The organism is Pseudomonas sp. 910_21 (assembly GCF_052850735.1).
The window spans coordinates 783571-801023 of the sequence record NZ_VXCY01000003.1 but is presented as its reverse complement, the minus strand read 5'-3'; the positions used below and the strand labels follow the sequence as shown (position 1 = coordinate 801023).

Here is a 17453-nt window from a genome sequence, read left to right as displayed (position 1 = left end):
GGGTTAATTTGCATTTTCTATCAATAAGCTCAAAAACAGCCCCAGAGGGCTGTTTTCGCTAGCTATATAGAAGAGCATTACGTGCCTCTATATAGAAGAGAAGCCTTACAGCACTCCAGAACGCGTCAAAGCCTCCACAGTCTCGACCTGCATTCCCAATACCCGCTGCAGGACCTGGGCAGTGTGTTCCCCCAATAGAGGAGGGGCATTACGGTACTCCACAGGCGTCTCGGAGAGACGAATCGGACTAGCTACCTGAGGCACCATCCCAGCCAACACATGGGGCAGCTCGACAGCCAACCCTCGAGACACAACCTGCGGATCGGCAAATACCTGGGCCAGGTCATTGATCGGCCCACACGGCACTCCTGCCTGCTCCAACTGACTTACCCACTCAGCAGTAGTCTTGAATACCGTCGCCTGACGAATCAATGGAATCAACACCGCCCGATTAGCCACTCGCAGCTTGTTAGTGGCAAACCTAGAGTCATCCGCCCACTGCGGCTGACCTGCCACTTCAGCAAACTTGCGAAACTGCCCGTCGTTACCCACGGTGAGGATGAAGTCTCCATCCGCAGTCGGAAAATCCTGATAGGGCACTATATTGGGATGCGCATTGCCCAAGCGTTTGGGAGCAACTCCCGTTGTCAGATAGTTCATGGCCTGGTTAGCCAGACAGGCAACCTGCACATCCAGCAGCGCCATATCGATGTGCTGGCCGCCGCCACCCTGATCCCGATGGGCCAAGGCCGCCAAAATCGCCACCGTCGAGTACAGCCCGGTCAGAATATCGGTCAACGCCACACCGACCTTCACCGGCCCAGCCCCCTCATCACCCTCAGGGCGTCCGGTCAGGCTCATCAACCCACCCAGCCCCTGAATCATGAAGTCATAACCCGCCCGCTTGGCATAGGGTCCGGTCTGACCAAACCCGGTGATCGAGCAATAAATCAGGCTCGGATTGATTGCCTTGAGCGATTCATAGTCCAGGCCATATGCAGCCAGCCCACCAACCTTGAAGTTCTCAATGACAATATCCGACTTGGCAGCCAGCTCACGCACCAACTGCTGCCCTTCAGGACGAGTGAAGTCGATGGTCACTGACTGCTTGTTACGGTTGGCCGACAGATAATAAGCCGCTTCCGTGGTGTTCTCGCCATAGGCATCTTTAAGGAAGGGCGGCCCCCAGGCGCGTGTATCGTCACCATTGCCCGGACGCTCGACCTTGATGACCTCGGCCCCCAGGTCCGCAAGGATCTGCCCGGACCAAGGCCCGGCCAGTACTCGCGATAAATCCAGTACCCGCAGATGCGATAACGCGCCCATGGCCGCTCTCCTATTAATAGAACGCCTGGATACCGGTTTGTGCACGCCCGAGAATCAGCGCATGCACGTCGTGGGTGCCTTCGTAGGTGTTGACCACCTCCAGGTTCACCAGATGGCGAGCGATACCAAACTCATCGGAGATCCCGTTACCACCCAGCATGTCACGAGCCATGCGCGCGATATCCAGAGACTTGCCGCAGGAGTTGCGCTTCATGATCGAGGTGATTTCCACCGCCGCGGTACCTTCATCCTTCATCCGCCCCAGACGCAGGCAGCCCTGAAGGGCGAGAGTAATCTCGGTCTGCATGTCCGCCAGTTTTTTCTGGATCAACTGAGTGGCGGCCAGAGGACGACCGAACTGCTGACGATCAAGGGTGTATTGACGCGCGGTGTGCCAGCAGAATTCCGCCGCGCCCAGCGCTCCCCAGGAGATGCCGTAGCGTGCCGAGTTCAAGCAAGTGAAAGGACCTTTCAGACCGCGCACATCCGGGAAGATGTTCTCTTCCGGCACAAAGACGTTATCCATGACGATCTCGCCGGTGATCGATGCCCGCAGCCCCACCTTGCCATGGATGGCTGGAGCGCTCAGGCCTTTCCAGCCTTTCTCCAGAACGAAGCCACGGATATCACCAGCGTCATCCTTGGCCCAGACCACAAACACATCCGCGATCGGACTGTTGGTGATCCACATCTTGCTGCCGGTCAGGCTGTAGCCACCTTCCACTTTACGAGCGCGAGTGATCATCGCGCCCGGGTCGGAACCATGATTCGGCTCGGTCAGACCAAAGCAGCCAATCCATTCGCCAGAAGCCAGCTTCGGCAGATACTTCTGCTTTTGCGCTTCGGTGCCGAACTCGTTGATCGGCACCATCACCAGGGACGACTGCACACTCATCATGGAGCGGTAACCCGAGTCCACGCGCTCCACTTCACGAGCGATCAGGCCATAGCACACATAGTTCAGGCCACTGCCGCCGTACTGCTCGGGAATGGTCGCACCCAACAGGCCGACTTCACCCATTTCCCGGAAGATGGCCGGGTCGGTCTTCTCATGGCGGAAAGCTTCCAGAACCCGTGGTGCCAGCTTGTCTTGAGCGAACTGCTCGGCACTGTCGCGGACCATGCGCTCTTCTTCGGTGAGTTGCTGGTCCAGCAAAAGGGGATCGATCCAGTTGAAGCTTGCTTTGCCGCCCATGAGTGAGTCCTCGTGAAGTAGGTCAACTATCGTGGGCTGATCCTAGGCCCAGCAGGAGCCTCCCGGCAAACGAGGATTTTGCATGCTGTTGTGCTAATTTCTCACTTCGTAACGGCAAAAAGTGCCATCCACAGCCACCATTAGTGAGATAGCCGTACATGCGCAGAAAGATCCCCAGTACCGCCGCCCTGATCAGCTTCGAGGCAGCTGCCCGCCACGAGAGCTTTACCAAGGCGGCACAGGAGCTTTCCCTGACCCAGGGTGCCGTCTGCCGACAGATCGCCAGCCTGGAGGAGTTCCTCGGTGTAGAACTTTTCCGACGCTCGCGGCGGGGAGTCAAACTTACCGAAGCCGGCCTTTCCTACAGTCGACGGGTCGCGACTCAACTGGATGCAGTAGAGCGCGACACTCTTTCCGTAATGGGTCAGCAAGGCGCCAATGTCATCGAACTGGCAGTGGTGCCGACCTTCGGCACTCAATGGCTGCTGCCACGCCTCAAGGACTTCCAGCAGCAACACCCCGAAGTCACCGTCAACCTGACCAACCGCACGCGCCCCTTCCTGTTCGCTGATACCCCCTTCGACGCGGCCATCTACTTCGGCGACGCTGACTGGTCCGGCACTCAGTCCCATCGTCTGATGGGCGAGCATCCAGTGCCGGTGTGCAGCCCGGCCATACTGGGTAGCAGCCAGCAACTGAGCGCCAAAGCCATTGCCGAGCTGCCCCTGCTGCAGCAGACCACACGCCCCTATGCCTGGCGACAATGGTTCAACTCACAACAAATGAACGTCCCCCGCGACATGACAGGGCCACGCTACGAGCTATTCTCCATGCTCGCCCAGGCAGCCATGCACGACATGGGCATCGCCCTGATTCCAGCCTTTCTCATTCAACGCGAACTGGCGGAAAAACGCCTGGTGATTGCCAACCCTCAAGCACTGACGAGCATCAAGGCGTATTACCTGATGATTCCCGAGCGCAAGGTGGAGTCAGCCTCTTTACGGGCATTTCGCGATTGGCTGGTGGGCCAGGCGAACAGCTACAACCTCAGTAAATGAAGGCTTCGAGCCAATAGCTGACCCCGTAGTCAAATAATCAAAAGCCCTACAGATATAACTATTTGTCGCATTTAAACAGACTGTACCGACACCTTGGACAATCGTCCTACAAGCGCCTAACCACGCGGCTTGTAGGGTTTACTTAGAGGCGATGTAAGACTATTCACGCCACCGATGAGAAAAATCTTAATTTCATGGATAAAGCCTTGAAAGGCACGGCTTACAAGGGGTTAAGCCTGTACGTTGCGACATTCGGTCACGGGGTGACTTGTAGTTAATTTTCCGTCACTAGTCAGAATCCCTTGAAGGCCTCAAAGTTCGCCTGCAAAATGCCGCGCCCCGCTGTGATTTCAGCGGGATCGTGCTGATCGGCCGCCCCAGCCGCACCCTCCTCAGTGCGCTGGCCTTCTAAGAAAGATCGAAAGCAATAAGATCAAGCAGGAGATTTGACGTGCACATTGGTGTTCCTCTCGAAACCCAGACGGGTGAAACACGGGTAGCTGCAACCCCGGAAACCATCAAGAAGCTGATCGGCCAGGGTCATAAAGTCACTGTGCAAAGCGGCGCCGGCATCAACGCCAGCGTGGTCGACAGTGCCTATGAAGCGGCAGGGGCAACCATTGGCAACGCCAACGATGCCTTTGGCGCCGAACTGATCCTCAAGGTAGTGGCCCCCAGCGACAGCGAGCTGGCTCTGATCAAGAGCGGCACCGTACTGGTGGGCATGCTCAATCCGTTCAGCAATGAAACCATCGCCAAGCTGGCCGAACACGGCATTACCGCCTTCGCCCTGGAGGCAGCTCCACGCACTTCCCGGGCCCAGAGCCTGGACGTGCTGTCGTCCCAAGCCAACATTGCCGGCTACAAGGCTGTGCTGCTGGCCGCCCACTACTACCCGCGCTTCATGCCAATGCTGATGACCGCCGCCGGCACCGTCAAAGCGGCCCGCGTGCTGATCCTCGGCGCCGGTGTGGCAGGGCTGCAGGCCATTGCCACGGCCAAGCGCCTGGGCGCGGTGATCGAGGCTTCGGACGTGCGCCCGGCGGTGAAGGAGCAGATCGAGTCCCTGGGGGCCAAGTTCGTCGACGTGCCTTACGAGACCGACGAAGAGCGCGAGTGCGCTGTCGGTGTCGGTGGCTACGCCCGTCCCATGCCGGCCAGCTGGATGCAGCGCCAGGCCCAGGCGGTCCACGAGCGTGCAAAGCAAGCCGATATCGTCATCACCACCGCGCTGATCCCGGGCCGCAAGGCACCGACGCTGCTGAGTGCCGAGACTGTCGCCCAGATGAAACCCGGCTCGGTGGTCATCGACCTGGCAGCAGCACAAGGCGGCAACTGCCCACTGACCGTAGCGGATCAGGTCGTGGTCGAAAACGGTGTAACCATCGTCGGCCCGACCAACCTGGCCGGCGCAGTAGCTGCAGATGCCTCGGCGCTGTACGCCCGCAACCTGCTGGACTTCCTGAAGCTTGTCTTCACTAAAGAAGGGCAGTTCGAAGTCAACCTCGAAGACGACATCGTCGCCGCGTGCCTGATGTGCCGCGACGGCCAAGTCATCCGCAAAAACGCCTAAGCAGGGATTCAGACGATGGAAGAGCTTATCTCCCCCGGTATCTACAACCTGATCATCTTCGTGCTGGCGATCTATGTCGGTTACCACGTGGTCTGGAACGTCACACCCGCACTGCACACGCCCCTGATGGCCGTGACCAACGCCATTTCCGCCATCGTCATCGTCGGTGCCATGCTGGCTGCCGCCCTGACCGTGACCCCGCTGGGCAAGACCATGGGCACCCTGGCCGTAGCCCTGGCTGCGGTCAACGTGTTCGGTGGCTTCCTGGTCACCCGCCGCATGCTGGAAATGTTCAAGAAGAAAGCGCCCAAAGCCGTGAAAGAAGAGGTGCAGAAATAATGAGCATGAACCTGGTAACAACCCTCTATCTGATCGCCTCGGTGTGTTTTATCCAGGCGCTCAAGGGCCTTTCGCACCCGACCACGTCCCGACGCGGCAACCTGTTCGGCATGCTGGGCATGGCCTTGGCGGTGCTGACCACCATTGGCCTCATTTATAAGCTCGGCGCTGAACTGGCGACCGCCGGCATTGGCTACGTGATTGTCGGCCTGCTGATCGGCGGCACCGCCGGTTCGATCATGGCCAAGCGCGTTGAGATGACCAAGATGCCGGAGCTGGTGGCCTTCATGCACAGCATGATCGGCCTGGCCGCGGTGTTCATCGCCATTGCCGCCGTAGTCGAGCCGCAGTCTCTGGGCATCGTCAAGCACCTGGGCGACGCGATCCCCGCCGGTAACCGCCTGGAACTGTTCCTCGGCGCGGCCATCGGTGCCATCACCTTCTCCGGCTCGGTGATCGCCTTCGGCAAGCTGTCGGGCAAGTACAAGTTCCGCCTGTTCCAGGGCGCACCAGTACAGTTCGCCGGGCAGCACAAGCTCAACCTGGTGCTGGGCCTGGCCACCCTCGGCCTGGGTGCGACCTTCATGGTCACCGGCAACCTCGGCGCCTTTGCCCTGATGCTGGCCCTGGCCTTCGTCATGGGCGTGCTGATCATCATCCCGATCGGCGGCGCCGACATGCCGGTGGTGGTGTCGATGCTCAACAGCTATTCGGGCTGGGCAGCGGCAGGGATCGGTTTCTCCCTGAACAACTCGATGCTGATCATCGCCGGCTCCCTGGTGGGCTCCAGCGGTGCAATCCTCTCGTACATCATGTGCAAGGCGATGAACCGTTCGTTCTTCAACGTGCTGCTGGGCGGTTTCGGCAACAGCGCCGATGCGGGCGGCCCGGCCGGTGCACAGGAAGCCCGTCCGGTGAAATCCGGCTCGGCTGACGATGCGACCTTCCTGCTGACCAACGCGGACACGGTGATCATCGTTCCCGGCTACGGCCTGGCGGTAGCGCGGGCCCAGCACGCGCTGAAAGAGCTGACCGAAAAGCTGACCCACCGCGGCGTGACCGTGAAGTACGCGATCCACCCGGTAGCAGGGCGCATGCCCGGCCACATGAACGTATTGCTGGCCGAAGCCGAAGTGCCTTACGACCAGGTATTCGAGATGGAAGACATCAACTCCGAGTTCGGCCAGGCCGACGTGGTGCTGGTCCTGGGTGCCAACGACGTGGTCAACCCGGCGGCGAAGAACGATCCGAAATCGCCCATCGCCGGCATGCCGATCCTCGAGGCTTTCAAGGCCAAGACCATCATCGTCAACAAGCGCTCCATGGCCAGTGGTTATGCCGGTCTGGACAACGAACTGTTCTACCTGGACAAGACCATGATGGTCTTCGGCGACGCGAAGAAGGTCATCGAAGACATGGTCAAAGCCGTCGAATAAAGCTGCTGTAGCGCAATACCCCAAACCTCAGCCTTTAGTAGGCTGGGGTTTTTTATTTACACCATAAAGCCGACAGAAGGCTCTAGATCAGGGCCTTTCATTCGACCTTTGTCGCGGGGCGTTTTTTTTTGAAATCACTAGACTGCGCTTCTTGCTTCCGTTGCCCGAGATAACAATCCATGTACCGTGATCGTATCCGCTTGCCTTCGTTGTTGGATAAGGTGATGAGCGCCGCCGACGCTGCCGCCCTGATTGAGGACGGCATGACCGTCGGCATGAGCGGCTTCACCCGCGCTGGTGAGGCCAAGGCCGTGCCCCATGCCCTGGCCGAACGGGCCAAGGTAACCCCGCTGAAAATCAGCCTGATGACCGGCGCCAGCCTGGGCAACGACCTGGACAAGCAACTCACCGAAGCCGGCGTCCTGGCCCGGCGCATGCCGTTCCAGGTCGACAGCACCCTGCGCAAGGCGATCAACGCCGGCGAAGTGATGTTCATCGACCAGCACCTTTCGGAAACCGTCGAGCAACTGCGCAACCAGCAGCTCAAGCTGCCAGACATTGCGGTGATCGAAGCCGTGGCCATTACCGAGCAGGGGCACATCGTACCGACCACCTCGGTGGGCAACTCCGCCAGCTTCGCGATCTTCGCCAAGCAGGTGATCGTCGAGATCAACCTGGCGCACAACCCGAACCTGGAAGGCCTGCACGACATCTATATCCCGACTTATCGTCCAACCCGCACCCCAATCCCCCTGGTGAAGGTCGACGATCGCATCGGCAGCACCGCGATTCCGATTCCAGCGGACAAGATCGTCGCCATCGTCATCACCAACCAGCCCGACTCGCCGTCTACCGTGTCCACCCCGGACAGCGAAACCCAGGGCATCGCCAATCACCTGATCGATTTCCTCAAGCAGGAAGTGGACGCAGGGCGCATGAGCAACAAGCTCGGCCCGTTGCAGGCGGGTATCGGCAACATCGCCAACGCAGTGATGTGCGGCCTGATCGAGTCGCCGTTCGAGAACCTGACCATGTACTCCGAAGTACTGCAGGACTCGACCTTCGACCTGATCGACGCCGGCAAGCTCAGCTTCGCCTCGGGCAGCTCCATCACCCTGTCGAGCCGGCGCAACGCTGACGTGTTCGGCAATCTGGAGCGCTACAAGGACAAGCTGGTGCTGCGTCCACAGGAGATCTCCAACCATCCGGAAGTCGTGCGCCGCCTGGGCATCATCGGCATCAACACTGCACTGGAGTTCGACATCTACGGCAACGTCAACTCCACCCATGTCTGCGGCACGCGGATGATGAACGGCATCGGCGGCTCCGGCGACTTCGCCCGCAACGCGCACCTGGCGATCTTCGTCACCAAGTCGATTGCCAAGGGCGGGGCGATTTCCAGCGTGGTACCCATGGTCAGCCACGTAGACCACACCGAGCATGACGTCGACATCCTGGTGACCGAGATCGGCCTCGCCGACTTGCGTGGCCTGGCGCCACGTGAGCGGGCCCGGGTGATCATCGACAACTGTGTGCATCCGTCCTACCGCGACGCGCTGAATGACTACTTCACCAAGGCCTGCGCCCTGGGTGGTCACACGCCGCACATCCTGCGTGATGCTCTGAGCTGGCACATCAACCTGGAAGAAACCGGGAAGATGCTCGCCGAGTGATTGATACAGTTGGCAGCTGACGCAAACACAGTTTCGTCAGCTCGCCAGCCGCCCACTAAAGGTCGACAAAAACTGTACTGCTGTACCGGTCTTTTCCTCGCCTGAAACCGTTAATCCCCAATCAAAAACCGCCTAAATGCACCAAAAAGGTGCTGACAGGTACAGTTGCGCCATTTCCGAACAGTACAGCCCCTATAAACAGTTAACTGGTCCCTCACAATACAGGTGAACTGTATCTACAGAGTCTTGCGCGTGAAGAGGATCATGGGCACCAGTTAAACCACTACCTGATCCCGCCACAAGCGGAAGGATGTCAACCATGGAACGTACACTCAGTTCCGAACTGTTCTTCGAAGACAAAGCTGAAAAAACCCAGGCTTCCCTGCCTCTGCGCGTTATCGCCAACCTGATGTTGTGGCAGCGCCGCATCTCCAGCCGCCATCAACTGGCTCGCCTGGATTCGCGTCTGCTGGCCGATGCCGGGATCAGCGAAGCACAACGCTACGAAGAGCTGAGCAAGCCGTTCTGGCGCTAACGCAGCGTCGCTGGCCCTGACCCTCCGGGTCCACCGCCAGCACCCCGAATTGCACACACAAAACCCGTCGTGGGAAACCACGACGGGTTTTGTCGTTCTGGGCCGATGACAAATGTCCAAAGGTAAAGGAAAGCCTGTACCAGACAATGACAGGTACAGTTTTAATAAAATCAAAATACAACCAGTACAATTTAAACCCGGATGTATCTGTCTAGCCGCCGTGAAACCCAACACCACGATGCCGCAAGCCAATCGTTCGACGTATCAACGTGGACTGCGTCATGCACCCATTGTTGGCGGTCCCCAGCCCTGACACAGATCTGTGCGAATAGAACAGCTCAGCCTAATATCTGAAGTGACGTAGCGATTCTCGTCCGAGCTGCGTCAGATCCATCAGACACAGCACCTCGCAGTGGCTGCCCGGCGTCTCACTCAGCGCCCTTTAATTGTCTGTTCATTCACAGGAGTTACCCATGTCCCGTCTTCGCCTGCTCAGCGCTGCCGCACTTCTGGCCCTGGCTACCAATGCCCACGCCACTAGCCTGATCGTGACCACTGATGCCATTGTCGGCGCCCTCAAGGCCACGACCGATGCGACCTCCGACGCCACTTCCTCCCTGCGCGACAACAAGATTGTCCGCGCTGCCCGGGATGACGCCGCCAGCTTCGTCGCCACCGACGGCGCAATTCGTGGGGTAAAACTGGAAAGTGCCTTCGCCCACATCCGCCAACAAGCCCCTCAACTGCAGGCCACTGACACACAACTGGCTCAGGCAATCCTGGCGATCTGACCTGCCGTTTCAGGTGCGTATACGCACCTGAAAGCCTCTGCACTGGCCCTGTCCGGGCCATTGCGCTAGCCTTGGCGCTGGTTTTCAGCTGTCGAGACTCTTGGGTTTGTTCCGAATTTCGCTTTTCGCTCCACTATTGATCGCTGTCTGTTGGGCCTCCTCGGTGCAGGCATTCGACCTGACGACCCAGAGTTCGGTCATCACGGCTTACGCTACAAGCCAGGTGACCTCGGCGCCCTTCGACCATAAACTGCTGCTCGCCGCCCAGGATGACGCCGCCGCCTTCATTGCGACCGACGGCCAACTGCGTGGGGCACGCCTGGAGTCCGCGCTGAAATATCTGCGGCAACACCAGGCAAAACTTCATGCCAGCGACCTTGAACTGGCGCAGGCAATTCTCGTCCAATAGCCATCCCTGTTATTCCGGAGTCGTTCCATGCGTAGCCCGCTGATTGCCGCCACCCTTGGCCTGCTGTTGTTGGCCGACGTGGCCCAGGCACACACCCTGGTGGCCACCAGTAATATCATCGTCCGCGCCTCTGGCCGCACGATCGATTTCACCTCGGACACCACCACCTCGATCCGTGACTCCAAAGTCGTGCGCGAAGCCCATGACGATGCCGCCAGCTTCGTCGCCAGCAATGGCGATATCCGTGGCGCACAACTGGAAGCGGCGTTCACTGCCCTGCGTACCCAGCTGCCGGAAGCCCGTGACGCCAGCGATCAGGTCCTGGCCGAAGCTATCCTCGCCCTGTGAAGCCAGTCTTCGCCTGGCTGCTGGCCGGGACCCTGGCGCTGCTCTGTGGCACCGCCCAGGCCGACCTGCAATTGCGCCTCAAGACCGATGGTTTGAGCCCGGCGCAACAACACGCCAGCCAGGCGCTGCTGGATGAAGCGATGCAGGCATTGCCGCCGCGTTTGATCCAGCAACTGGATCGCACCATTGATGTCGGCTGGACCGACCAGATGCCCGACAACGCCTATGGCGCGGCATCCCTGGTTGCGGAACTGGACCTCAACCGCGCTCTGCTACCCAGCCTGGCCGATGGCTCCGCTGCGAACCAGAAGACCAGTCGCCCTCACGGCACCGTGCGCCGGGAGCTACTCGCCACCGTACTGCATGAACTGACCCACATTTATGATCGTGCGCGTTTATGGCCCAGCGCCGAACGCAGCCTGATCCAGCGCTGCACCCGCAAGACCGGCACCTCCGGCCTGATCGGCCTGCCGGATGAGTGCCGGGGCCAGAACGATCGCCGCTTCACCCTCAGCGACGACCCGCGACTGCTGGACCTGGCCGGCTGGCCGCAATATGTCGGCCGCCGCGGAGAGCGGGAACAGCACAACCGGCAGATAGCTCGCAGTCCGGACCTCTACGAGACCACCAACCCGAAAGAGTTCGTAGCGGTGAACATGGAGTACTTCCTCCTCGATCCGAGCTACGCCTGCCGCCGCCCGGCGCTGTACCGCTATTACCAGGAACATTTCGCCTGGGCCCCGGCCGCCAAGGACAACTGCGCCCAGTCCTTCGCCTTCCTCAACGCCGGCAACGACTTCGCCAAGACGCCCCTGGGCAAGGTGGACCCGGAGCGGGTCTACGCGGTGGACTACCTGCTGGCCGAAGCCAACCAGAACTGGGTCAGCCGCTGGGGCCACAGCATGCTGCGCCTGGTGATCTGTGCCCCGGGCCGGCCCCGTGGCCCGGATTGCCGCCTGGACCTGGACCAGCATCTGGTGCTGTCCTATCGCGCCTTTGTCGGTGATGTGCAGTTGTCCAGTTGGGATGGCCTGGTGGGCAAATATCCTTCGCGGCTTTTCGTCCTGCCGCTGTCGCAAGTCATCGATGAATACACCAAGACCGAACTGCGCAGCCTGGCGTCCGTGCCCTTGAAGCTGTCACGCAGCGAGATCGAGGAAGTGGTGGAGCACGCCGCCGAGATGCACTGGAGCTATGACGGCAACTATTACTTTCTGTCCAACAACTGCGCGGTGGAAAGCCTCAAGCTGCTGCGTAGCGGCAGCAACAACAAACAACTGATCGGCCTCGACAGCATCATGCCCAACGGCTTGCTGGAAGTACTCAAGGGCAGGGGACTGGCGGACACCAGCGTGCTCGACGATCCCCGGGAAGCGCTACGCCTGGGCTATCGCTTCGACTCCTTCCGCGACCGCTACCAGGCAATGTTCGAGGTGATCAAAAAGCACCTGCCGATCAAGCAGGCCAGCGTCGAAGACTGGCTGTCACTGAGCGCCGCGGAGCGCCGCCAGTGGTTCGACCGGGCCGACCTGCGTACCAGCGCGGCCTTGCTGCTCCTGGAGCAGGCCAGCTATCGCCGGCAACTGTTGCTGGCCCAGGACGAGGTCAAGCAGCGCTACCTCGGCGCCCGGGAACTGAAGAATGGCGGCATGGAGAAAGCCAACAAGACCTTGCAGGAAATTCTCGCCAACAGCGGTTTCCTCAGCCGACCGGCGGAGCTGCTGGGCAGCAGCGGCTATGGCTTGCCCCAGCCCGGCGAATGGCAGCGCCTGGAGTCCGAAAGCAGTGAGCGGCAGAAACAGCTGCAATCCCTGACCGGCGAACTGGACAAGGAAGTGCGGGCCCTGCTGGAGCCGGCACGGGCGGCGGAAATTGCCGCCAACGAGGCCAATCTGAAGCAGGTGGGCGAGCATCTGCGGGCTCTGCACAAGGCGGCGGGTGGGTTAGAGCTGCCTTGAAAGCTTCGCCGGCAAGCCGGCTCCTACAATGTTTCCTGCGGCTCCGCGGGCAAGTGCTCATCCAGATGTAGCCAAGGCAGTCGGTTGTCAGTCCAGATGTGTCGCTCGGCCGGCGCCAACTCAGGGTGATCCAGACTGGCAATGGTCACGTCGATGCTCTCGGGACTCAGATGGGTTATCAACGCCAGCTGTGCTCCACAGTTGCCGCAGAAATAACGGGCACAGCTGCTGGAGGAGTCATAGCGGGCGGGAGCTCCCTCCAGCCATGTGAAAGCCCGGGCGGGCAGGGTGATCCAGGTGGTCACCAGACCGCCACTGACCCGGCGGCAGACCGAGCAATGACAGTGGGCAATATCCCGCAGTGGCCCGCTGAACTGGTAGCGCAGCCGCCCGCAGTGGCAGCCTCCGGTGTGCAACTCACTCATGTGCATTCCTCTTGTGGGCCCATGCCCATCACTTTATGCCGCTGGTCGCCTGCAGGAACATCCACCGTTTCCTTTCAATGTCGAAAGCTGGCTGAAAGCTTCCCCGATTAGGATCGCCTCCACTACCGGCAAAAGACCGGTTGGCCACAGCGGGCGTTTCTGGCGCTCCCGGCCCTATTAACAACAACAATGGTGATTCTGATGTCTGCTCGTACCCGCCTGTTCGCTTCGACTCCTCCCGTACGCCTCGTGCTTGCCGTTCTGCGCTGATCCCACCCGGTTCGCCATTCCCTAGCCGCGCTACGCCTGGAGTATTCCCATGCTGACTTTCCTTGGCTTCGCCATGGTCATCACGTTCATGTTCCTGATCATGACCAAGCGCCTGTCCGCGCTGATCGCGCTGATCATCGTGCCGATCCTGTTCGCCCTGTTCGGCGGTTTCGCGCCGAAGATCGGTCCCATGATGCTCGAAGGCATCACCAAGCTGGCGCCCACCGGCGTGATGCTGATGTTCGCCATTCTGTATTTCGCCCTGATGATCGACTCCGGCCTGTTCGACCCGGCGGTGCGCAAGATCCTCAAGCTGGTCAAGGGCGACCCGCTGAAGGTCTCGGTCGGCACCGCCGTGCTGGCCCTGGTGGTGTCCCTGGACGGTGACGGTGCCACCACCTACATGATCTGCGTGGCCGCCATGCTGCCGCTGTACAGCCGCATCGGCATGAGCCCGCGGATCATGGCCGGCCTGATCATCCTCGCCGGCGGGGTGATGAACATGACCCCCTGGGGCGGTCCTACCGCCCGTGCCGCCAGCGCTTTGCACGTGGACCCGTCGGACATTTTCGTCCCGATGATCCCGGCCATGCTGGCCGGCGTGGTGGCGATCCTGGCGATCGCCTATCTGTACGGCAAACGTGAGCGCGCACGCCTGGGTGAACTGCACCTGGCGGGCGATGAGATCGACCACAGTGAAATCAGCGTCTCGCAGTACCCCGACGCTCGTCGTCCGAAGCTGATCTGGTTCAACGGTGCTCTGACCTTCGCCCTGATGTGCGCGCTGATCGCCGGGCTGCTGCCGTTACCGGTACTGTTCATGGTGGCCTTCAGTATTGCCATGATCGTCAACTACCCCTGCCTGCAGCAGCAGAAGGACCGGGTTGCGGCCCACGCCGGCAGCGTGCTGGCAGTGGTCGGGCTGATCTTTGCTGCCGGTATCTTCACCGGCATCCTGTCCGGTACCGGCATGGTCGACGCCATGTCCAAGAGCCTGCTGGCAGTGATCCCTGACGCCCTGGGTCCCTATCTCGCAGTGATCACCGCGCTGGTGAGCATGCCGTTCACCTTCTTCATGTCCAACGACGCCTTCTACTACGGCGTATTGCCGGTGCTGGCAGAAGCCGCCAGTCATTACGGCATCACGGCGGTGGAAATGGCCCGCGCGTCGATCGTCGGCCAACCGGTGCACTTGCTCAGCCCGCTGGTACCCTCGACCTATCTGTTGGTGGCCCTGGCCGGCATCGAGTTCGGCGATCACCAGCGCTTCACCCTCAAGTGGGCAGTGCTGGTCTGTCTGTGCATAATGTTCGCCGCTTTGCTGATGGGGATTTTTCCGCTGTTCAGCACTCTATAAAAGCAATGATTCTTCGCTCGGGCCGGCTTCCCGGCCCGGGCCATAACAACCGCTCAAAGGAATACACATGGAATGGCTGACCAACCCGGAAATCTGGGTTGCCTTCTTTACCTTGACCGCCCTGGAAATCGTCCTGGGCATCGACAACATCATCATGATTTCGATCCTGGTCAGCCGCATGCCCAAGCACATGCAGGCGCGCACGCGGATCTTCGGTCTGGCGCTGGCCATGGTCACGCGGATTCTGTTGCTGCTGTCGATCACCTGGGTCATGCGCCTCACGGCCGACCTGTTCGTGGTCTTCGGCCAAGGCATTTCCGGACGAGACCTGATTCTGTTCTTCGGCGGCCTGTTCCTGCTGTGGAAAAGCTCCCAGGAGATGTACCACGCCCTGGAAGGTGAAGACGAAACCCTGGATGAACCCAAAGGCAAGGGCGGCAACTTCCTCTACACCATCATCCAGATCGCGATCATCGACATCGTCTTCTCCCTGGACTCGGTCATCACCGCGGTGGGCATGGTGTCCCATGTACCGGTCATGGTGGCGGCGATCATCGTCGCGGTCCTGGTGATGATGCTGGCGGCCGGCACCATCAGCGAATTCATCGACAAGCACCCGTCGCTGAAGATGCTCGCGCTGTCGTTCCTGCTGGTAGTCGGTACCGTACTGATCGCCGAGGCCTTCGAAGTGCACGTACCAAAAGGCTACGTCTACTTCGCCATGGCCTTCTCCCTGGCGGTGGAAGCCATCAACATCAAGATGCGCACCGCCATCGCGAAGAAGAAAAAACAGCAGGACCCGGTAAAACTGCGCAAGGACGTTCCTGGTCAATAAACCGCGAACGCACTCAAGCAAAAGGGGCTTTCGGGCCCCTTTTTCACGTCTGCAGGCAGCTGTTTTCATGACAGTTTTGTTTCAATCACCGGTTTAGCTATGCGATGCTGGCGTCCTGTGCGTTAGCCAACTACAGCTTAAATACATAACGTAGAACCTCGCGCAACAACGTCCACTGGCCCCGCTTGGGGCTCTTCACCCCAGGGGGGGCCTCTCATGCTGACCCTGCTCAATCTGCTTTCCGCCGTGGCCCTGCTGATCTGGGGCACGCACATCGTCCGTACCGGCATCCTGCGGGTCTACGGCTCCAACCTGCGCCACGTGATCGGTCAGAACATGGCCAGGCGACCGCTGGCCTTCGTCGCCGGCATCCTGGTGACCGCCATGGTCCAGAGCAGCAACGCCACGGCGATGCTGGTGACCTCCTTTGTCGGCCAGGGCCTGATGGCACTGACCCCGGCGCTGGCAACCATGCTGGGTGCCGATGTCGGCACCGCATTGATGGCCCGGGTGCTGACCTTCGACCTGTCCTGGCTGTCGCCGCTGCTGATCTTCCTCGGGGTGATTTTCTTCCTGTCGCGCAAGCAGACCCGCGCCGGTCAGTTGGGCCGGGTTGGCATCGGCCTGGGCCTGATCATCCTGGCCCTGCAACTGATCGTCGAAGCCGCAGCGCCGATTACTCACGCTCAAGGGGTGAAGGTGCTGTTCGCCTCGCTTACCGGCGACATCCTCCTGGATGCGCTGATGGGCGCGGTGTTCGCCATGGTGTCCTACTCCAGCCTGGCAGCGGTGCTGCTGACCGCCACCCTGGCCGGGGCCGGAGTGATCAGCCTGCCGGTGGCCATCGGCCTGGTGATCGGCGCCAACATCGGCAGCGGGGTGCTGGCCTTCCTCAGCACCAGCATGCAGAACACTGCCGGACGCCAGGTGGCGCTGGGCAGCCTGCTGTACAAGCTGATCGGCCTGCTGCTGATCATTCCGGTACTCGACCCGCTGGCCCACTGGATGGACAGCCTGGACTTCAGTCCCCAGGAAGTGGTGATCGGCTTCCACCTGTTGTACAACACCGCCCGCTGCCTGTTGCTGCTGCCCACTGTCGGCCCCATGGCGCGATTCTGCGCGTGGCTGATGCCCGAGCGCCCCCAGGACAACGGCCGTGCACGACCACGGCACCTCGATCCCACTGCCCTGGCCACCCCGAGCCTGGCCCTGGCCAACGCCGCCCGGGAAACCCTGCGCATCGGCGACCTGATCGACAATATGCTGGAAGCCATGCGCGATGTGCTGCGTGGCAAGCAGACCGCCATTACCCAGGAAATGCGCGCCCTGAGCGACGATGTCGAAGCACTGTACAGCGCTATCAAGCTGTACCTGGCGCAAATGCCCCGGGAAGACCTCAGCGAGCAGGACAGCCGGCGCTGGGCGGAAATCATCGAACTGGCGATCAACCTCAAGCTGGCCAGCGACCTGATTGAACGCATGCTGCGCAAGGTCCAGCAGCAGAAAACATCGCAACGCCGCTCCTTCTCCGAAGTGGGTCTGGAAGAACTGACCGGGCTGCACGCGCAACTGATCGCCAACTTGCGCCTGGGGCTCTCGGTATTTCTCAGCGCCGACCCGGAAAGCGCCCGCCAACTGCTGCGGGAGAAACGCCGCTTCCGCGCCCAGGAACGGCGTCTGGCCCACGCCCACGTCAGCCGGCTGCAGCGCAAGATCGTCCAGAGCATCGAGACCAGCTCCCTGCACCTGGAACTGATTGCCGATATGAAGCGTCTCAACTCGCTGTTCTGCAGCAGCGCCTATGTGGTCCTGGAAACCTCGGATACCGGGGCGCTGGAAGTCGAGGACATGGCTGACATCACCCATTCACCCTGAACGTCCAGCGTTATCTGAAGTCTCTAAAACTTACGCACGCCGTAAGGAAG

16 protein-coding genes are annotated in these 17453 nt (G+C 60.5%); 13 read left to right on the top strand and 3 right to left on the bottom strand.

What is annotated here, in order from left to right; genetic code table 11:
- Window positions 1-105: 105 nt before the first annotated feature.
- Together FW796_RS13745 and FW796_RS13740 are read right to left on the bottom strand one after the other, a co-directional pair.
- Window positions 106-1326: a CaiB/BaiF CoA transferase family protein gene (locus tag FW796_RS13745; protein ID WP_346634628.1), complete on the bottom strand. Its 1221-nt coding sequence runs from the start codon at window positions 1324-1326 to the stop codon at window positions 106-108.
- A 13-nt stretch (window positions 1327-1339) separates the two neighbouring features.
- Window positions 1340-2521 (bottom strand): acyl-CoA dehydrogenase, encoded by a 1182-nt coding sequence (locus tag FW796_RS13740; RefSeq protein WP_077933165.1) that lies wholly within the window; start codon window positions 2519-2521, stop codon window positions 1340-1342.
- Window positions 2522-2679: 158 nt separating this feature from the next.
- Between FW796_RS13740 and FW796_RS13735 the strand changes: the two genes are divergently transcribed.
- From FW796_RS13735 to FW796_RS13690, 10 genes are all read left to right on the top strand, one after another.
- Window positions 2680-3579, top strand: coding sequence for a LysR family transcriptional regulator (locus FW796_RS13735; protein ID WP_346634629.1), 900 nt, complete (start codon window positions 2680-2682; stop codon window positions 3577-3579).
- A gap of 451 nt (window positions 3580-4030) precedes the next feature.
- Window positions 4031-5152, top strand: a complete 1122-nt coding sequence (locus FW796_RS13730; protein WP_346634630.1) for a Re/Si-specific NAD(P)(+) transhydrogenase subunit alpha — start codon at window positions 4031-4033, stop codon at window positions 5150-5152.
- 15 nt (window positions 5153-5167) lie between these two features.
- The gene (locus FW796_RS13725) at window positions 5168-5491 is read left to right on the top strand and encodes an NAD(P) transhydrogenase subunit alpha (RefSeq protein ID WP_005783507.1); all 324 of its coding nucleotides are present in this window, start codon (window positions 5168-5170) and stop codon (window positions 5489-5491) included.
- Window positions 5491-6927 carry an NAD(P)(+) transhydrogenase (Re/Si-specific) subunit beta gene (locus FW796_RS13720; RefSeq protein WP_446439465.1) on the top strand — a complete coding sequence of 479 codons (1437 nt, stop codon included), beginning with the start codon at window positions 5491-5493 and terminating at the stop codon, window positions 6925-6927. The genes FW796_RS13725 and FW796_RS13720 overlap by 1 nt, the downstream gene beginning before the upstream one ends.
- 179 nt (window positions 6928-7106) lie before the next feature.
- The gene (locus FW796_RS13715) at window positions 7107-8600 is read left to right on the top strand and encodes an acetyl-CoA hydrolase/transferase family protein (RefSeq protein WP_346634631.1); all 1494 of its coding nucleotides are present in this window, start codon (window positions 7107-7109) and stop codon (window positions 8598-8600) included.
- Window positions 8601-8919: 319 nt separating this feature from the next.
- Complete coding sequence (locus tag FW796_RS13710) at window positions 8920-9135, top strand: DUF1127 domain-containing protein (protein WP_011058498.1); 216 nt, start codon at window positions 8920-8922, stop codon at window positions 9133-9135.
- Window positions 9136-9608: 473 nt separating this feature from the next.
- A complete protein-coding gene (locus FW796_RS13705) occupies window positions 9609-9926 on the top strand; it encodes a DUF2388 domain-containing protein (RefSeq protein WP_123723799.1) in 318 nt (105 codons plus the stop codon).
- A gap of 115 nt (window positions 9927-10041) precedes the next feature.
- Window positions 10042-10335, top strand: coding sequence for a DUF2388 domain-containing protein (locus FW796_RS13700; protein ID WP_371826189.1), 294 nt, complete (start codon window positions 10042-10044; stop codon window positions 10333-10335).
- Window positions 10336-10362: 27 nt separating this feature from the next.
- On the top strand, window positions 10363-10683 hold the full coding sequence (locus tag FW796_RS13695) for a DUF2388 domain-containing protein (protein ID WP_016963715.1): 321 nt from the start codon (window positions 10363-10365) through the stop codon (window positions 10681-10683).
- Complete coding sequence (locus FW796_RS13690) at window positions 10680-12641, top strand: DUF7844 domain-containing protein (protein ID WP_346634632.1); 1962 nt, start codon at window positions 10680-10682, stop codon at window positions 12639-12641. Before FW796_RS13695 ends, FW796_RS13690 begins: the two co-directional genes overlap by 4 nt.
- A 23-nt stretch (window positions 12642-12664) precedes the next feature.
- On the opposite strand, the gene FW796_RS13685 is transcribed toward FW796_RS13690, so the two are convergent.
- Complete coding sequence (locus tag FW796_RS13685) at window positions 12665-13066, bottom strand: GFA family protein (protein ID WP_404937998.1); 402 nt, start codon at window positions 13064-13066, stop codon at window positions 12665-12667.
- A 319-nt stretch (window positions 13067-13385) separates the two neighbouring features.
- Here FW796_RS13685 and FW796_RS13680 point away from each other — a divergent pair, with 319 nt between their 5' ends.
- The 3 genes from FW796_RS13680 to FW796_RS13670 all read left to right on the top strand — a co-directional run bounded on the left by FW796_RS13680 (window position 13386) and on the right by FW796_RS13670 (window position 17403).
- A complete protein-coding gene (locus tag FW796_RS13680) occupies window positions 13386-14693 on the top strand; it encodes a CitMHS family transporter (protein ID WP_123723794.1) in 1308 nt (435 codons plus the stop codon).
- 67 nt (window positions 14694-14760) lie between these two features.
- A complete protein-coding gene (locus FW796_RS13675; protein WP_123723793.1) occupies window positions 14761-15528 on the top strand; it encodes a TerC family protein in 768 nt (255 codons plus the stop codon).
- 216 nt (window positions 15529-15744) lie between these two features.
- Entirely contained in the window at window positions 15745-17403 is a 1659-nt protein-coding gene (locus FW796_RS13670) for a Na/Pi cotransporter family protein (protein WP_346634634.1), read from the top strand.
- The last annotated feature ends 50 nt before the right edge of the window (window positions 17404-17453 follow it).

What these genes read in the sequence shown, in the direction of transcription:
- FW796_RS13745 (WP_346634628.1), bottom strand. Translation starts at nt 1,326, where the DNA reads ATGGGCGCGTTATCGCATCTGCGGGTACTGGATTTATCGCGAGTACTG.
- FW796_RS13740 (WP_077933165.1), bottom strand. Translation starts at nt 2,521, where the DNA reads ATGGGCGGCAAAGCAAGCTTCAACTGGATCGATCCCCTTTTGCTGGAC.
- FW796_RS13735 (WP_346634629.1), top strand. Translation starts at nt 2,680, where the DNA reads ATGCGCAGAAAGATCCCCAGTACCGCCGCCCTGATCAGCTTCGAGGCA.
- FW796_RS13725 (WP_005783507.1), top strand. Translation starts at nt 5,168, where the DNA reads ATGGAAGAGCTTATCTCCCCCGGTATCTACAACCTGATCATCTTCGTG.
- FW796_RS13720 (WP_446439465.1), top strand. Translation starts at nt 5,491, where the DNA reads ATGAGCATGAACCTGGTAACAACCCTCTATCTGATCGCCTCGGTGTGT.
- FW796_RS13715 (WP_346634631.1), top strand. Translation starts at nt 7,107, where the DNA reads ATGTACCGTGATCGTATCCGCTTGCCTTCGTTGTTGGATAAGGTGATG.
- FW796_RS13710 (WP_011058498.1), top strand. Translation starts at nt 8,920, where the DNA reads ATGGAACGTACACTCAGTTCCGAACTGTTCTTCGAAGACAAAGCTGAA.
- FW796_RS13705 (WP_123723799.1), top strand. Translation starts at nt 9,609, where the DNA reads ATGTCCCGTCTTCGCCTGCTCAGCGCTGCCGCACTTCTGGCCCTGGCT.
- FW796_RS13695 (WP_016963715.1), top strand. Translation starts at nt 10,363, where the DNA reads ATGCGTAGCCCGCTGATTGCCGCCACCCTTGGCCTGCTGTTGTTGGCC.
- FW796_RS13685 (WP_404937998.1), bottom strand. Translation starts at nt 13,066, where the DNA reads ATGAGTGAGTTGCACACCGGAGGCTGCCACTGCGGGCGGCTGCGCTAC.
- FW796_RS13680 (WP_123723794.1), top strand. Translation starts at nt 13,386, where the DNA reads ATGCTGACTTTCCTTGGCTTCGCCATGGTCATCACGTTCATGTTCCTG.
- FW796_RS13675 (WP_123723793.1), top strand. Translation starts at nt 14,761, where the DNA reads ATGGAATGGCTGACCAACCCGGAAATCTGGGTTGCCTTCTTTACCTTG.
- FW796_RS13670 (WP_346634634.1), top strand. Translation starts at nt 15,745, where the DNA reads ATGCTGACCCTGCTCAATCTGCTTTCCGCCGTGGCCCTGCTGATCTGG.